9 protein-coding genes and 1 rRNA gene are annotated in these 17,004 nt (G+C 44.2%); 5 read left to right on the forward strand and 5 right to left on the reverse strand.

Annotated elements, in window-relative coordinates:
* Window positions 1-62: 62 nt before the first annotated feature.
* Entirely contained in the window at window positions 63-1,760 is a 1,698-nt protein-coding gene (locus tag T426_RS0114845) for a Na/Pi cotransporter family protein (protein WP_025865558.1), read from the reverse strand.
* 262 nt (window positions 1,761-2,022) lie between these two features.
* On the opposite strand from T426_RS0114845, the gene T426_RS23865 reads away from it, so the two are divergent.
* Together T426_RS23865 and T426_RS0114855 are read left to right on the forward strand one after the other, a co-directional pair.
* Window positions 2,023-4,461 carry an efflux RND transporter permease subunit gene (locus T426_RS23865; RefSeq protein WP_036985459.1) on the forward strand — a complete coding sequence of 813 codons (2,439 nt, stop codon included), beginning with the start codon at window positions 2,023-2,025 and terminating at the stop codon, window positions 4,459-4,461.
* A complete protein-coding gene (locus tag T426_RS0114855) occupies window positions 4,458-5,441 on the forward strand; it encodes a polyprenyl synthetase family protein (RefSeq protein ID WP_027585906.1) in 984 nt (327 codons plus the stop codon). The genes T426_RS23865 and T426_RS0114855 overlap by 4 nt, the downstream gene beginning before the upstream one ends.
* 22 nt (window positions 5,442-5,463) lie before the next feature.
* On the opposite strand, the gene T426_RS0114860 is transcribed toward T426_RS0114855, so the two are convergent.
* Window positions 5,464-6,636 (reverse strand): MalY/PatB family protein, encoded by a 1,173-nt coding sequence (locus tag T426_RS0114860; protein ID WP_027585907.1) that lies wholly within the window; start codon window positions 6,634-6,636, stop codon window positions 5,464-5,466.
* Between the two features lie 17 nt (window positions 6,637-6,653).
* The gene (locus T426_RS0114865; RefSeq protein WP_025865559.1) at window positions 6,654-7,364 is read right to left on the reverse strand and encodes a 2-phosphosulfolactate phosphatase; all 711 of its coding nucleotides are present in this window, start codon (window positions 7,362-7,364) and stop codon (window positions 6,654-6,656) included.
* A gap of 371 nt (window positions 7,365-7,735) precedes the next feature.
* On the opposite strand from T426_RS0114865, the gene T426_RS0114875 reads away from it, so the two are divergent.
* Together T426_RS0114875 and T426_RS0114880 are read left to right on the forward strand one after the other, a co-directional pair.
* Entirely contained in the window at window positions 7,736-8,368 is a 633-nt protein-coding gene (locus T426_RS0114875; protein ID WP_025865561.1) for a hypothetical protein, read from the forward strand.
* A 211-nt stretch (window positions 8,369-8,579) separates the two neighbouring features.
* Window positions 8,580-11,360, forward strand: a complete 2,781-nt coding sequence (locus T426_RS0114880) for a glycoside hydrolase family 2 protein (protein WP_025865562.1) — start codon at window positions 8,580-8,582, stop codon at window positions 11,358-11,360.
* 89 nt (window positions 11,361-11,449) lie between these two features.
* Here the strand turns inward: T426_RS0114880 and T426_RS25230 are convergent, their stop codons facing one another.
* Together T426_RS25230 and rrf are read right to left on the reverse strand one after the other, a co-directional pair.
* Window positions 11,450-13,252 carry a sensor histidine kinase gene (locus T426_RS25230; protein ID WP_025865563.1) on the reverse strand — a complete coding sequence of 601 codons (1,803 nt, stop codon included), beginning with the start codon at window positions 13,250-13,252 and terminating at the stop codon, window positions 11,450-11,452.
* A gap of 454 nt (window positions 13,253-13,706) precedes the next feature.
* Window positions 13,707-13,817, reverse strand: a 5S ribosomal RNA gene (gene rrf / locus T426_RS0114890).
* Between the two features lie 261 nt (window positions 13,818-14,078).
* On the opposite strand from rrf, the gene T426_RS0114895 reads away from it, so the two are divergent.
* The gene (locus T426_RS0114895) at window positions 14,079-16,490 is read left to right on the forward strand and encodes a phosphocholine-specific phospholipase C (RefSeq protein WP_025865564.1); all 2,412 of its coding nucleotides are present in this window, start codon (window positions 14,079-14,081) and stop codon (window positions 16,488-16,490) included.
* Window positions 16,491-17,004 lie beyond the last annotated feature (514 nt).

Genomic DNA, 17,004 nt, shown 5'->3' on the forward strand with positions numbered 1-17,004 from the left:
CAAAAAAAAAATTACTCCCCGTGAATTAGGTTGATTTCTGATTTCACGGGGATTTTTATTTTTCAGAGGTTGGCACTCACCGATTCAAGCGATTCGGAAACATTAATGGCATAATCCGCCAACCGTTCGCACTCGTTGAAAATATCGTTGTAAATACTGCCCTTCTGGTAATTGTACATTCCTTTTTCCAGATTCTCCAAATGTTCTGTTTTCAGAATATCCCGGAAGACATTAATCTCTTCCTCCTTTTTCCGGGCCACCGAAGCATCCACCCGATCTTCTGTTTTCAGGTTGAGTTCCATAATTTGAATGGTATCGGCTACCAGGCTGAACAGAATTTCGAGGTTTTCCATCGGTTTCCCTGAAAAAGTAATTTCCTGTTGGTGCGCCCGATTAAATGCCCGGGCAATATTGTAACACGAATCGCCAATACTTTCGATGTTATCGATCAACTTAAACATAGACGAAAGCACCCGCGAATTTCGGACACTTAACCTTGTTTCCCCCACTTTAGTCAAGTAGTTGGCTATTTCAATTTCGATACGGTCGCACACTTTTTCCTCGGTCTCAAGCTTCTCAAACCGTTGGTCGAATTTCTTATCAGGAATTTCGGTCAACAGCTCCTGAACATCCTTAAACATATTCGAAACCCGCTGCCCAAACAGCGAAATCTCTTCACGCGCCAGGTAAAGCGACGCTTCCGGTGTTGACAAGAGTCCGATTTTTATGTGCTGTAAGGTAAAAGTGCTTTCCGCCTCCGCTTTTCGTTCCGGGACGAGCCGCGTAACAATCCGGGCAAGCGTTCTAACAAACCCGATGAGCAATGCCATATTCAGCACATTAAATAATGTATGAAACAATGCCAACGCCACCGGAATCGCATTGCTCGTTTCAAACGGATTTCCCCCTCCCATCTCTTTCATCAGAAAAGCGACTCCCTTAAGGAAAAATGGGAACACAATAATCATCCAAACCACCCCCACAAGATTAAAAATCAGGTGAGCGCGTGCAGCCCTTCGTGCGTTGGTATTAGCCACCAATGCCGCCACGTTGGCTGTAATGGTTGTTCCCAGGTTTTCACCTAACACCATGGCGGCTGCCATATCGAAATTAATCCAGCCGCTGTTGCACATCACCAGCGTTAACGCCATGGTTGCACTGGAAGACTGAATGAGAATGGTTAACAAGGTACCGATGAGCATGAACAGAATGTATCCCACGTAGCCCATATGGGCATACTGCGATAACCAACCAAGAACTTCCGGATTACTGCTGACATCGGGGACAGACATTTTCAGAAATTCGAGTCCGATAAAAAGCAAGCCAAAGCCCATCACCAACTCACCCCACGATTTCCGGGAACGCACGCGGGAGAATAATACCGGTAAGGCTAAACCGACCATCGGCAAGGCAATTTGTGTGATGTTGAACTTGAATCCAAAAAGGGAGATGATCCAGGCCGTTACGGTTGTACCGATATTCGCTCCCATCACCACACTGATGGATTCGAGCAGTGAAAGCAGTCCGGCATTCACAAAACTAACCACCATCACGATGGTTGCCGATGAGGATTGGATAAGGGTGGTAATAAGAATGCCGGTGAAAACACCGCGCATACGGTTGGCTGTCATCGATGCCAGAATAGCGCGCATTTTATTGCCCGCCACCTTTTGCAGCGATTCACTCATCAGCTTCATCCCAAAAAGGAATACAGCCAGCGAGCCCAAAAGCCTCAGAAATTCAACAAATCCGTAGTCCATTATTCTGGTATAGGGGGTTAGGCTGTGCCGAATTTAAATGTTTTTGATACAAAACTGAAAAGCGAATGACATAAATTTTATTCAATGGGTAAGAAATATTCTCACCACCATCATTTTCTTCAAAATCGACCGGTTCAATTTCTTATCATGTAAAACTATGGCATTTAGGCTAACGCTCTCAGCAGCATAACAAGTAAAATGTCATAATCTTTTCAATTCAGTCAATTAAACACTAATTTCGCGGGGATTTCATTTTACTACTATGTGGAGAAGAATAGCACGCTTCATTTTATCTTACCGGATTGCCCTCTCGGTTATTTTGCTGGGAATTACCATTTACATGGGATTCATGGCACCTCATGTTCAGCTTTCGTACGAATATGCCTCGCTGTTACCTAAAAAAGACACGGTTTACCAGGAAAATCAGGATTTCATCAAAAAATTTGGGGCCGGTTCCGATGTGATTGTTATCGGCGTGCAGGATTCCAATTTCTTCAACATCGACCATTTCAACCGATGGGATGAGATGGCTGCCGAACTGAAAAAAATCGACGGTGTGGAAGGTATGCTGTCGGTCGCCAATGCTTACGATATTTATAAGGACCGGAAGGCGCATAAATTTAAGTTCGACAGCATTTTCCCATCACGGGCACAATCGCAGGAACAACTCGATACACTGGTTGAAAAACTACATACTCTGCCATTCTACAAAGGGCAACTTTACAACGAAAAAACACACACCTACATGATGGCCATTACCGTAAGCAAAGCCTTGATGGCAACGCCAAAACGGGAAAAAATGGTCAATCAGATCCAAGAAGTAGGTAATCAGTTTGAAGCAGACACAGGAGTGAAAGTTCATTATTCAGGAATGCCTTATATCCGGGTAGTCACCTCGCAAAAGATTAAGCGCGAGTTTCTGATGTTTATTCTGGCTGCACTGGCGGTGGTTATTATCATCCTGTTCTCATTCTTCCGATCATTTAAGGCCGTTATTCTTCCGGTAACGGTGGTATTAATCGGGGTTATCTGGACATTAGGGCTGATGGCCATACTTGGTTACAAAATCACCCTGTTGACCGGGATGATCCCACCATTACTAATTGTCATTGGGGTTCCCAATTGTATTTTCCTCGTCAACAAATATCATAACGAATACAAAGGACACGGAAATAAAGTCAAAGCCCTTCAGCGTACCATCATGAAAATCGGGAACGCTACGTTCCTGACCAACCTGACTACTGCTTCGGGTTTTGCAACTTTCTTAGTGACCAGCAGTTCCATTTTGCGCGAATTTGGGTTGATTGCCTCGGTGAACATTATGGCGGTTTTCATGACTTCGCTCATTATTATTCCCACAGCTTTCACCTTCCTCGAGCCGCCAGCCGACAAGGATATGCGTCACCTCGATAATAATTTCATCGGAAAGATTATCGACAAATTTGTGTACGTTACACAAAACCACAGGCAAGGCATCTATATTGCGTTCATCGTCATTCTTCTGCTAAGTATTGTTGGAATTACCCGGATTAAAAGTACCGGTTACATGGTGGATGATTTACCGAAAGACGATCCCATCTACCTTGACCTTAAGTTCTTCGAAAAGAATTTTGATGGATTGATGCCACTGGAAATCAGCATTGATACGGAGCGTCCCAACGGAGTTTTGCGTACTTCCAATCTTAAGAAGATTGATGAATTCAGCACGGCTTTGTCGCAATACAAAGATTTATCCCCTTCACTTTCGTTGGTAAATGTGCTGAAGTTTGCCAAACAGGCCTTTTATAACGGAAAGGAAAAATATTATTCGCTGCCGAGTTATCGCGAGCAGTCGTTTATTTTCTCCTACGTTGGAAAATCAGAAGGAAAAATTGGCGACCTGAAATCTTTTGTCGATAGTACCAAGCAGGAAACGCGAATCAGTTTCCGGATGAAGGATGTAGGAACGACCCGAATGGACGATTTATTAAGCCGTATCCGAAAAGAAGCTGCGAAAATATTTCCACCCGATAAATACCACGTATCCGTTACCGGTGCATCGGTAGTATTTGTAAAAGGAACCCAGTACCTGGTGAAGAGTCTGTTCCAGAGTCTTGGACTGGCAATCTTGCTAATTGCTACCTTTATGGCGTTGATGTTCAACTCGCGGCGGATGGTCTTCCTGTCACTCGTTCCGAATGTGATTCCGCTTCTGTTTACAGCAGGAATCATGGGCTTTACCGGAATTCCGATTAAGGCTTCTACCATTCTGGTTTTCTCCATCGCGTTCGGAATTTCGGTCGATAATACCATTCATTTTCTTGCTAAATACCGGCAGGAACTGAGGCTCACTAATTGGAATATTGGCAAGTCAGTGGTACTCGCTTTGCGGGAAACCGGCTTCAGTATGATCTATACCTCCTTTGTACTTTTCTTCGGATTCGGTATCTTCAGTCTATCGAGTTTTGGCGGGACTGTAGCCTTAGGTATTCTCGTATCATTAACATTGCTTGTGGCCCTGATTTCGAACCTGATACTTTTGCCCGCTTTACTTCTTGCATTACAACGCCGTGCCACTACCCGGTATTTCGAAGAACCTTTCCTCGAAATTTTCGATGAAGAAGAAGATATCGAACAGGATGAACTTCGAATCGAGGGCAGAGATAAAAATGGGAATCTGCTCTCCGAAACCGATGAAAAGGATAAAACTATCGATGAATGAAAAGCCAGCAGGAACTCTTTGACCTCTTTCTTCGCGAACTGAAAAAGGAGCGAAAAAAAATTGATAATGCTTCACCGAAAGGTTTGTATAAGCCGGTTTCGTACACCCTCGATATGGGCGGGAAAAGGCTCAGACCGGTTCTCGTTTTGACGGGAGCCAATCTTTTTTCAGAAAATATAGAAGAAGCCCTGCCGGCCGCTATCGCCATCGAAGTGTTCCACAATTTTACCCTGCTACACGACGATTTGATGGACAATGCTTCGGTTCGCCGGGGTAAGCCAACCGTTCACCTGAAATTCAATCCCAACACCGCTATTCTCAGTGGCGATGCCATGATGATTCTCGCCAATGAATACCTGGCCAATTCACCTGCGGAAAAATTACCTGAATTGCTAAAGCTTTTCTCCCGAACGGCACTCGAGGTTTGTGAAGGACAGCAGTACGACATGGATTTTGAAAGCCGAATGGATGTAACGGTGGATGAATACATCGAAATGATTCGGCTAAAAACAGCCGTCTTAATTGCCGGAGCACTAAAACTGGGCGCTGTTATTGGCAATGCGCCGGAACAACAGGCCAATCTGTTGTACGATTTCGGTATCAATATTGGGCTGGCTTTTCAATTGCAGGACGACTGGCTCGATGTGTATGGCGATCCCAACGTTTTCGGTAAGAAAATTGGCGGCGATATCCTCAGCAACAAAAAAACATTCCTGTTACTCAAAGCACAGGAGAAATTGCAGGGTGAGAAAAAGGAACAGCTGCAAAACTGGATTACCAAAGAGACTTTCCTTCCGGAAGAGAAAATTGAAGCTGTTACACAATTATATAATGATGCAGCGGTAAGCGACGAAGCCCAGAAAATCATGCGCCATTATCATGAGGAAGCCTTGAAATGCCTGGCAAAACTCGAAGTGGAAGAAACGAACAAAAAGGATTTAACTGAGTTGGCTGATCAGGTAATGTCGAGGATTAGTTAAATCCCCGACATCATTTACTCAATTACAATACACGTAACGCTTTTTCAATTCGTTCCAGCCCTTCCTGTAACGTAGAACGCGGACAGCCAATATTCATGCGGAAATAGCCCTCGCCGCCACTTCCAAACGTACTTCCTACATTCATGGCCACACCGGCTTTATTCACCAACACATCTTTCATCTCTTTTTCGCTTAAACCATAGTCGCGAAAGTCGAGCCAGACCAGGAATGTCGATTCAGGCTGCATCACTTTGATTTTTGGTAAACGATCGGCCATGAATTCATTCAAATATTTCAGGTTACCCTGAAGATATTCCAACAGTTCGTCCAGCCATTCTTCACCATGCGTGTAAGCCGCTTCGGTGGCAACCGTACCAAAAATATTGCCTCCGTGCACATGCAGCACATTCAGCAAACGTTCGTAACGTACCCGCATTTTCTTTTGCGGAATAACCAGAAACGCAGAAGATAATCCGGCAATATTAAATGTCTTGTTTGGCGCCATGCAAACTACCGTGATTTCGGCCAGTTCTTCAGATATCGAAGGCAACGGAACATGCTTGTGTCCCGGATAAACCAGGTCGGAATGTATTTCATCGGAAACAATGATTACACCCTTCTCCTTGCAAATACGTCCCAGTTCAGTCAGTTCTTCTTTTGTCCAGACCATTCCACCCGGGTTATGCGGACTGGATAGCAACAGCATCTTCGTTTTATCATCAATCTTGGCTTTCAGGTCCTCGAAATCGAAATAGTAACGTCCGTTCTCGAGCTTCAGCGGATTTTCCACCAACTCTCGGCCTGAGCCTTTCACGCAAGTGAAAAAAGGAAAATAAACCGGCGGCTGCACAATTACTTTATCGTCCTCGTTGGTCAGCGCCATAATTAACATGGTAACAGCCGGTACCACACCCGGACTGAATGAGATCCACTCCCGCTTGATGTCCCAATCGTGCCGTTTCTTCATCCAGTCGATGATGGATTGGTGATAACTTTCCGGCCGGAAGGAATAAGCCAGCACTTCATGGTCGGCCCGCTCACGAATGGCGTCCATAATAAAATCGGGTACCCGGAAATCGGTATCGGCTACCCACATTGGCAACGCGTCGGGATTACCGCAAAATTGTTCCAACCGGTCGTATTTGATACAATTGGTACCTTTTCGGTCAATTACTTCGTCAAAATTATAGGGCATATGATTGTGGTTTACGGTTATTTCTTCCTTTCAAACGTACAGGAATCAATCCGGTTCAGATAGCGGATGCCATTCTCTTCCTCCAATCGTAAAATAAAATCGAAGCGATCAAGCGAAAGGCACAAATCGAAATCGGTGGCCGGCGACCACTCACTATTGGCCGGATCAAGCAACCGGGCTCCATCTCCTTTACGGAGTTCTTCTACCATTTCGGCAAAATGCGTTGGCTTTCCTGTTAGCAAGTCCCGGATATATTCGGCCAGAAAAGTATCTTCCTGCGACGGACGTTCTCCGGCATAGCCCATACAAACCAAACTTACTGTTTCCGGCGAACGGTATCGAATGTATTCGGCAATGGCGGCAGCATTCACAAAACTACCGGTGATAATTTCATCAGCGTGAACGGCATTGACGATTCCCTGGGTACCGGAACTACTTCTGTGAATGACGGTTTTCCCTGACAAATCTGCTTCTAAAATATGTGTGGGCGAATTTCCGAAATCAAATCCCGGCACTTTTCGCTCGTTTTGCTCACCCATTATTATTGAGTCGGGAATTTCTTCCGCTAAGCGAAATGCTTCTTTAATGTTTCCTACCGGGACAATCCGCGAGGCTCCACGTTCCATGGCATAGCAAGCGGTTGAAAACGCCCGGAACACATCGATGACCACAACCAGCCCATCGGCTTGTTGCGCACCTTCTATCAGTTGTAGAATCCGAATATTCATTCAATATGATTTCTGGAAATGGAAAATCGGTTGTTCAATGAAATCCAAAATAAATGGAAATAGAGGGTTTTTCACGAAAGGAATTACTAAAAATTTTATCAAAGTTGAGTTTTTGAAGAAAAAAATTCAGTCAACTAAGCTCAGATTAATGAAACAGCTCATCGCGAGATCATATAAACTTCACACACACAAGACTGTATATATGACAGTTACAAGACCAAATACTAAAAGCTCTTCAATTTAAGATCATATTCATTCGCTTTTCCCGTTTCCGATCACGCAGAGTTAAAACAGCAGTAATATATGTTTTACAACATATGCTGTATAACATGTTTATATTTGCAGTGTAAAACCTCTTAATATTAGAAGCTATGAAGACAACAAACTTTAAAACAATGATGAGCAAGAATTTAATGGTAGCAAGTTTGAGCGCGTTCTTCCTGGTTATTACAATTGGCCAAGCATTGGCAAGTGGTAAGACTTCAGTGTATACAAAAGATAATTCGGATCTGTCCATCGTTTCGGTCATCAATCCCGGAACGGAACCAATGAGTATCACAATTGAAAATGACCTAGGAAATGTAGTTTATTATACCAAAAGCAATGTGTCGGGAAGCCAGTATTTCAAGGCATTCGATTTCTCGAAACTGGAAGATGGTAACTACAATCTGCGCGTTCGCTCTGGTAATAAAACATTGGTTCAGTCTTTCAACGTAGTTGATGGCCATGCCAATATGAATGACCAGCTTGCAAATAACAAAGACATTGCTCCTACTTTCAGGTTTAAAAACAACATGCTCAAACTGTCCTACCTGAACCTGAGCAAGGACGACGTTGAAGTTTATCTTTACGACAACGACAACAACCTGGTCCACCAGGAAGACCTTGGTAAAGACGTAAGCCTCGGTCGCATCTTCAATTTCGACGCAGCAAAACCAGGTCAATACCAGGTTGTATTAAGCGTTGGAGATGAAAACAATTACACCTACACGGTGAATAAATAAATTTTTGCATCATCAAAAAAAGCAAAGCGCCCTTCAGAAGGGCGCTTTTTTTATGCCCTTATTTTTCACTCGCTCTTTGTCTTTTTCCCTATTCATTCATTCACATAAAACTGTATGCTAATTGTAAAAAATACGCTATTTCACTACTTTTGACTGATTTGACAGTGAATTGCTATATATATCCAATAATATTCACGAATTAAAACCAAACATGAAAAGAGAGGCAACACAATTTCTGTTCCTGATTTTGTTTCTCTTTGCAGCACCGGCTCTTCAGGCGCAAAACGGTGCAGTAAAGCAAAAACAAATCACCAATTTTCAACTGCAGTCGTCGGCCGTAATCAACGCTTCCGGCGAAACATTATCCACTTCTTCTTACCAGGAAAATGTCTACTGGTTTCCAGTGAAAGTACCATCAACCGTACTTACCGGGCTGGTAGCCAACAATGTTTATCCCGATCCGTATCAGGGAATGAATAACATGTATATTCCTGACGCTTCCGACAGTTTCAACAAGGAGTATAATCTGGAACAGTACAGCTTTCTTCCAAACAATCCCAATCCCTGGAAAAAGCCTTACTGGTACCGTACGTCTTTCAACGTACCCTCCAATGATAATGGCCGTCATTTCCAACTGATTTTTAAAGGAATTAACTACCGGGCTGCGGTTTGGGTAAACGGAAAACAGGTTGCCGACTCAACCGACATGGTGGGGATGTTTGCCGAATACAGTCTCGATGTCAGCAAAGAGATTAAAGCGGGTGCTGAAAATTACCTGGCGGTGAAAATTTATCCACTCGATTTCCCGGGCACACCGGCGCCCGAGCAGCTAAAAGCCATGGGTCCGTTCTTTGCCAATGGTGGTCCTACCGGCGATATCGGTAAAAATGTGACGATGCTCTGCTCGGTAGGCTGGGACTGGATGCCTCCGACACGCGACCGGAATATGGGAATCTGGCAGCCGGTTTATTTGAGGACTTCCGGAACAGTAACCATTAGTCGTCCGCATTTGGTGACGACATTGCCCGCCCTTCCGGACACAACCGTGGCCGATATTTCGTTGAAACTGCACCTGTCCAACCACGGCAGTTCCAATGAAAAAGGAAAGCTGAATGTTACCATCACGCCAGAAAGTTTCAGTGGTTCGTCCATCGAATTTTCAAAAGAGATTGCACTAAATGCAAATTCTTCCACGAAAGTGGAGCTCAATCCGGAAAACGAAAAAAGCCTGCATATCACTAATCCGCATTTGTGGTGGCCCAATGGTCACGGTGCGCCCAACCTCTACCGTATCCGTTTGCAATACCTTGCCGGGAATACGGTTTCCGACGATACTACCTTTGTTTTCGGAATTCGCACGGTGAGCTCAAAAGCAACCGAAGTGAAAGGCAAATTCCTGCGTCGCGACTTCTATGTGAACGGAAAACGTGTCAACCTGGTGGGTGGAGCCTGGGTCCCAGATATGATGGTGAACCGCGATTCCCTGCGCTATGACAACGAACTTCGGCTTTGCCAAAATGCCAACATCAACCTGGTGCGCATCTGGGGCGGTGGTATTACGCCTCCTGACCAGTTTTTCAACGCCGCCGACCGTTATGGTTTGCTGGTTTGGTCCGATTTCTGGGTAACCGGCGATACGCAGGGTGAATTCAAAGGCTCGCCCGACTGGCCACTGGAAGGAAATGTGTTCATCAAAAACATGACTAGCACCATTCTTCGTATCCGTAATCATCCGAGCTTGCTGTTGTGGACCGGTGGAAACGAAGGTCATGCGCGCAAAGAGCTTTATTACGCCATGCGCGACAGTATTATCAAACTCGACGGAACACGCCCCTTCATTCCGAGTTCTTCCGGCTTTGCCAAACTGCCGGCTGACTGGAAAGCTTCATGGCCCGATAACAAGCAATCGGGTGTATACAGCGGCGGACCGTATGCATGGCAGAGTCCGAAACAATATTACAAGCTGGCCAACAACGCCAAAGACTGGGTTTTTAAAGACGAAACCGGTATCCCGTCGCAACCTCCGTACAATATTCTTCCGAAGATTATACCTGACCTGGTTTGGGATAAAACACTTCCGTTCCCATTGAATAATACCTGGGGGTACCACGATGCGGCTTCCGGTAACGGGAAATATGACCTCTACTACAAGGACATGGTGAAACGTTTCGGCGAACCGAAATCGATGAAAGGATTTTCGGAAAAAATGCAGCTGATGAATGCCATGGGTTACCAGGGGATTTTCGAAGCAGCCGGAAGCAAACTGAGCGACAATGGCGGTGTGATGCTCTGGAAACTGAATGCAGCCCTGCCGAGTGTTATCTGGCAGGTGTACGACTGGTATTTGATGCCCAATGCAGGCTACTATTTCATGCAAAATGCCGTCGAGCCTGTCCATGTACAGTACGACCAGGATAATGCCTCTGTGACTGTAGTAAATCGTTCCTACAGCCCGGAAAAGAATCTGGTTGCTGAAGCCGATGTGTATAATGTTCATTCGAAACTTATCAGCAGCGAATCCAAGAAGGTTAGTATGGATGCAGCGTCCGTCAAAAAAGTTTACTCACTGTCAAAAGTATTGGATAAAGCCGATGGTGTTTCGTTCGTTATTTTACGATTGAAGGATGAAAGTGGAAAAGTGATTTCACACAATTCATACTGGCTCTCGGCCAATGACGATTTTACCTCGATGAACGCGATGGATAAAGCGCAGGTTGAGTTGAAGGTCGTTAATAAAAACAAAGAAGGTTCGCATACAAAATGGACAGTCGAATTGACCAATCCGTCAGCTAAACTGGCCTTCTTCGTCCGTCCGATGCTGATGAATCGCGGCGAGGAAGTATTGCCCAGCTTGTGGTCGTCAAGTTATTTCACACTGAAGCCCGGAGAGTCAAGAACGGTAACGGTTAGCACACCTGTTCAGAAACTTGACAAATCAGGTTTCCGGGTGGAAGGCTGGAACATTGAACCGATGTGCCGTCCGAACAAATAACCGGACACTAAGGACATTAAGCATAGTTATTATGAAGAAGTGCGTTACCTTCGGGTGGCGCACTTTTTTATCTGTCAAAGTTGGGATGATTAACCTGCCGGTAGCGTAACAACAAATGCGGAGCCTTTGCCTTGTTCGCTTACAACTTTTATTTGCCCACCGTTTTTATGGACCAACTCCCCTACCAGTTTCAATCCAAAACCAGTACCACTTTCTTTTTCAGTTCCCCGCTGTTGAACCCGGGAGGTTAGGTCAAATACTTTTTGTGCATCCGATTTTGTCATACCCATACCAAAATCGCGGACAGTCAACTCAACCGTATCGTTGTTCGCTTTTGCTAACAGTTCAATTCGGTTATTCCGGTACGAAAATTTAATGGCATTATCTATCAGGTTCCGGAATATGGTGTTCAGCATTCCTTTATCTGCAAAAACGACTAAATCAGGCTCTGATTTCATCTCTACCTGAAGCTCTTTATTCTTTAGTGCCAAATCGACCAGAGCTATTTGTTCATCAAATAACTCTTTCACGGAAACAGAAACCGGATGAAAGTCGATTTTCCCTTGCTGCAAACGCGACCAGTCGAGTATTTCATGAAGCAGTTTATTGTGCTTATTTGAAGCAATAGTTACTTCCTTCATATGCATGGAGCGTTCCTCTTTAGAGAAGGAGTCCTGATTTTCATTCATATAATCGAGATACTGACTCATGGCACCTGAAACATTCTTCAGATCATGCGATATAATGGAAAAGAAGCGATCTTTGGTTTCCACGGCCTTTTGCAGCTTTTTTTCCGATTCAACTAATTGATGATGTAACTGAAATTTGCGGTAGGTTACATTCGCATAAATATAGGCTGCAGTCAACCAAATGATCAAAGAGAGCAAATAGAGATAGCAAATTGTCTTCACTGGTAACAAAGCGCCATAGCTCAACATTTTCCTGGGCACAAACGAAATTACCTTCCAGGAATAATCCTTCGGATAGTAAGAAGTAAATTCTTTATCACCTATTTCCTTTAACGGATATGCAGTACAAACCGTAAACAATCCACGTCTGGATCTAAATTGTCCATCTTCCGTCTGTAATATGCGTTGATACTCGTTAGGGAATAGCTTTTTGATTGTCAAATCCTTTTTCTCTTTGAACAAAAATCCCCATTCCATGGAAGTATCCGGAGCCATTAGAAAATATCCGTCATGATTGATCAAATAGTTTTCCCCTATCCCAATCGATGATTGTTCATTTAGATCTTTCAAGAGCAAGCTACCGTCATAATTTAGTACATCAACGCCTACTTTTTCATTCGCCTCGTTGTAAACAGGTATACAGATCCGTACAACCGGACGAAAGGGTTTTTCGATTTTTTGATTTTCAACATTTAAATCGAAAGGCGATATATAAATGTAACCCTTCTTCAGCTTGATAGCATCTTTAAAATAGTACCGATCACTTTTATCTTGCAGATTCTTCCTCGGTATAACTGTAACTTCTCCATTATTCCTGTTAACCCGGAAAATTTCCTTTCCATGGATATCGAGATAGCGCACCTGGTCATAACTTCGTTTTTTATCCATCAACAATTGAACCAGCCCCAAAAACAGATTTTGATCAGTTTTTAATCTGAACTGACCAAAGAAATTCCTTCTGAAGAACTGACTGCTGGACATAATTTGCATATCAAGAACAGCTTCATCCAGCTCGTGTTCCAACAAATGCTTTTCGGTGAAGACTTTCCGTTGTTGATTTAATTTGATCGCGATTATCTCCTGCTTTTTCCAGACGGTACTTCCGACAAACAAAATACCTAAGGAAATAGCAAAAAATATGAGAAACGCCGTCAGAAAACGCCGGATAAAATATGGCTTATATGTATTTATCCTTAAAGGCATAACCGCATATCAGTTTTGTGCATAACGAACACAATGAATAAAAATAATTTTCTGTTTCACACCTGTTATAATCGGAAGATGTAAGACAGATTTTCATCATTTCGGGATTCCTCCCGGGGCATTTTATACCTGAACAAAGTTTACTGTCGTAAAACGGATTATCACAGTAAAAACGGGTATTAGAGTAATTTATTATGCGGTTATTTGAAAATCAAACAATTGGATAAACCTCTCAGATCATATTGTTTCAACAAAAAAGGCGGCCCAATGGCTACCTTCACACACAATTACTCCAATCTACTCCCGGGGTATCCCGGGACTCATTAATCAATCTCTCAAGAGAGTTGTACAAGAAGTTATATTCCGGTCATCGGACCTGTTTGTCTTATCCTGGCATCTGCTCCCTTATCTGAAAAAAAACCGGCTCCAATAAAGGAACCGGCCTTCAACGTAAAATAAGCGGCGACCTACTCTCCCACATCTCTGCGGTACCATCGGCGCTGACGGGCTTAACTTCTCTGTTCGGAATGGGAAGAGGTGGAACCCCATCGCTGTAGCCACCAAACAACACCCCCGCATCAGCGGATTAGAAATCAAATAATTAAGAGCCGCATTTCTAAAGAAAATCAGGAAAAATCCGGGCCTTGCATAGAATGGCAGCCGCCCCTGCCACGCTATGTTGTTCATCGGGTTATACAAAATCGAATTATGATTGTAACTGATTGTTAACCGAAGCTTTTCATAGTTTAATAATAAACTAACAACAACAGAACCTGCTCCTTCCTACATTTAGCCCCAGTAATTTTTAATTGATTCTAAATAAACCATGGAAACAAGAAGGTCCTTTTTGAAGAAAGCATCTCTGTTGGCCGGCTCTACGGCTTTAGCGAGTACAATGCCCGGCTCGATACTTCGGGCGATGGCAATCAACGCTGACCCCGGAACGTCGTATCTGGATGCGGAACACATCGTATTTTTAATGCAGGAAAACCGTTCATTTGACCATTGCTATGGCCGGTTGAAAGGTGTTCGAGGGTTCAACGATCCCCGGGCAATTGATCTCCCCACCGGCTTGCCTGTTTGGTTTCAGCGGAATTCCAAAGGACAGACCTTCGCACCGTTTCGTTTAGATATTAAAAACACCAAAGCCACCTGGATGGGTTCGTTGCCTCACGGTTGGAATGATATGGTGGAAGCCCGCAATCATGGCAAAATGAACAAATGGCTGGATGCAAAAAAATCGGGAAATCCCGATTATCAAAAATTACCATTAACCATGGGGCACTACGACCGGGAAGATATCCCTTTTTATTATGCATTGGCAGATGCTTTCACGGTTTGCGACCAGAGTTTCTGTTCGACCTTAACGGGAACAAGCCCCAATCGCTGTTATTTCTGGGCTGGTACCGTTCGCGAGGAACCACACAACCCGGACGCGACGGCTCATGTGAATAACGGACAAATCGATTTTAAAGATGTGAGTTGGAAAACCTACCCGGAACGACTGGAAGAAGCTGGCATTTCATGGGGCGTTTACCAAAATGAGTTGAGTATTCCATCCGGACTTTCAGACGATGAAGACTACTGGTTGGCCAATTTCACCGATAATGATCTGGAGTTCACCAAGCAATACCACGTTCGTTTTCATCCCCTCCACCGAAAATTTATGCAGTCGGAACTGGAGCGGCTGACGCAGTTGGAGCAATCAGGGAAACTGAAAGGTGATGAGTTGGAAAAAAACCGGGCGACCATTGAGCGACTAAAAAATGATCTGGAAACATACAGCGAAGCGAATTTCGAAAAACTCAGCGAGCAAGAAAAGGCCATTCACCGTAAAGCGTTTATCACGAATATGAACGATCCTCACTACCGTCAGTTGGAATCGCTTGAATTCGATGGACAGAAAGTGGGTGTTCCCAAAGGCGATGTTCTTCACCAATTCCGAAAAGATGTGAACGAAGGCACGCTGCCAATGGTTTCCTGGTTGGTGGCCCCCTGTGCTTTTTCTGACCATCCGGGCTCGCCTTGGTTTGGGGCCTGGTATGTGTCCGAAGCCCTGGACATTCTAACCAAAAATCCTGAGGTGTGGAAGAAAACCATCTTCGTATTGACCTATGATGAAAACGACGGCTATTTTGACCATATGCCACCATTTGCTGCGCCGCGTCAGGGCAGCGCCAACGATGGAGCAACTACTCAAATCCCGACAGACGAGGAATTCGTAGACGGGAAAGACAACCTGGGGCTGGGTTTCCGGGTGCCAATGGTGATTGCTTCGCCCTGGTCAAAAGGTGGTTTTGTCAACAGCGAAGTTTTTGACCATACCTCTTCGCTGCAATTTTTGGAACATTTTATCGAAACGAAAACCGGTAAAAAAGTCATAGAAGAAAATATTGGCACCTGGCGAAGAGCTGTTTGCGGCGATTTAACATCGGTGTTCCGAAAAGCTGATGATTCACCGGCATCGCAGGATTTATTGGTTGATCGCAACAAATATATCGAACGAATTTACTCGGCTAAAAACAAAAAACTACCGGGTGATTTCAAAGCACTGGATGACCAAACCATTCGTAATCTCCAATCGAACAACAAGCTCGGGCAATATTTCCCCAAGCAAGAATCCGGCACTAAACCAGCTTGTGCCATTCCCTACAATTTATCGTTGGATACCAAAATTCAACCGGATGAAAAAGCCTTGGCGTTCACATTTGGTTGCCAACCCGGATTAGCCAAAACCAAAACAATTACAGCTCCCTTTCAACTTTACGATTTGCTGGCACTGAAAAACAACCAGGGACAGGCTTGTTACAACTTTGCCGTCACCGAAGGTAAAGAGCTGGGTTATTCCATCCCGCAACATTCAGATGATTACTATTTCAAAGGACATGGTCCCAACGGGTTTTACCGCGAATTCAAAGGAAAGTTCAGCCATTCTCCCGAAATACATGTCCAGGTCAGCCACTTAGGTCATTCCGGCCAATTACAAATCGCGATTCAAAAACCGGGAAGCAAAAAATTAGACATTCAACTTGTGGATAATTCGTACAAAAGAGCAAATGAAACATTCAGGCTCAAAGACAAATCAAAGGAAATATTTTTGAATTTGTCCTCCAGTTCCGGTTGGTATGATTACAGTCTAAAGGTGGAAGGTTACCCTGAGTTTGAGCAACGCTTTGCCGGCCATGTAGAAAACGGTAAGACAAGCATGACCGATCCGTTGCTTGGAGGCGTAATATAGACCAATTCGTGCTATAATGCCATAAATGGCCTCATAACTTGCTCTTCGGGATATACCCTAAGGCTCGGCTGACATATCCGGGCCTTAGGGTATTTTGTAAACTAATCGTCCCAGACAATATCTCTCGATTTTTGCAAAAGCCCTTCGTTCTGCCTTAATTTTACCGGTAGCATTATTATTGAATCATTCCTCCTAGCCCCTGCTGATTATCCTATTGTAAATTGTGAAAAACCATCCCAAAAACGAACATCTCAGCCGTCGGTCCTTTCTATTTTGCTTCCGCATAAGAAGCCCCAAAATACACTTCATTTTACCTTGCGGAAGTCGATATACAACCGATATAGGATGGATATGGGATAAATGTCTGAAATCACTCTTCTGATGTCTGGCGTCCTATTCAAAAAAAGAGGCAGCCCACCGGCTACCTTCACACACAACACTCGTATCATTTCCGGTCGAACCGGAACTCACTAATCAATCCCATCAAAGCGTACAATATTTCCTTAATCTCTTC

The sequence above is a fragment of the Prolixibacter bellariivorans ATCC BAA-1284 genome (assembly GCF_000621705.1).
In the GTDB taxonomy this organism is placed as follows: domain Bacteria; phylum Bacteroidota; class Bacteroidia; order Bacteroidales; family Prolixibacteraceae; genus Prolixibacter; species Prolixibacter bellariivorans.

Excerpts from the sequence above, each read along its gene's own strand:
- T426_RS25230 (WP_025865563.1), bottom strand. The coding sequence starts at position 13,252 with ATGCCTTTAAGGATAAATACATATAAGCCATATTTTATCCGGCGTTTT.
- T426_RS0114865 (WP_025865559.1), bottom strand. The coding sequence starts at position 7,364 with ATGAATATTCGGATTCTACAACTGATAGAAGGTGCGCAACAAGCCGAT.
- T426_RS0114875 (WP_025865561.1), top strand. The coding sequence starts at position 7,736 with ATGAAGACAACAAACTTTAAAACAATGATGAGCAAGAATTTAATGGTA.
- T426_RS23865 (WP_036985459.1), top strand. The coding sequence starts at position 2,023 with ATGTGGAGAAGAATAGCACGCTTCATTTTATCTTACCGGATTGCCCTC.
- T426_RS0114855 (WP_027585906.1), top strand. The coding sequence starts at position 4,458 with ATGAAAAGCCAGCAGGAACTCTTTGACCTCTTTCTTCGCGAACTGAAA.
- T426_RS0114845 (WP_025865558.1), bottom strand. The coding sequence starts at position 1,760 with ATGGACTACGGATTTGTTGAATTTCTGAGGCTTTTGGGCTCGCTGGCT.
- T426_RS0114860 (WP_027585907.1), bottom strand. The coding sequence starts at position 6,636 with ATGCCCTATAATTTTGACGAAGTAATTGACCGAAAAGGTACCAATTGT.
- T426_RS0114880 (WP_025865562.1), top strand. The coding sequence starts at position 8,580 with ATGAAAAGAGAGGCAACACAATTTCTGTTCCTGATTTTGTTTCTCTTT.
- T426_RS0114895 (WP_025865564.1), top strand. The coding sequence starts at position 14,079 with ATGGAAACAAGAAGGTCCTTTTTGAAGAAAGCATCTCTGTTGGCCGGC.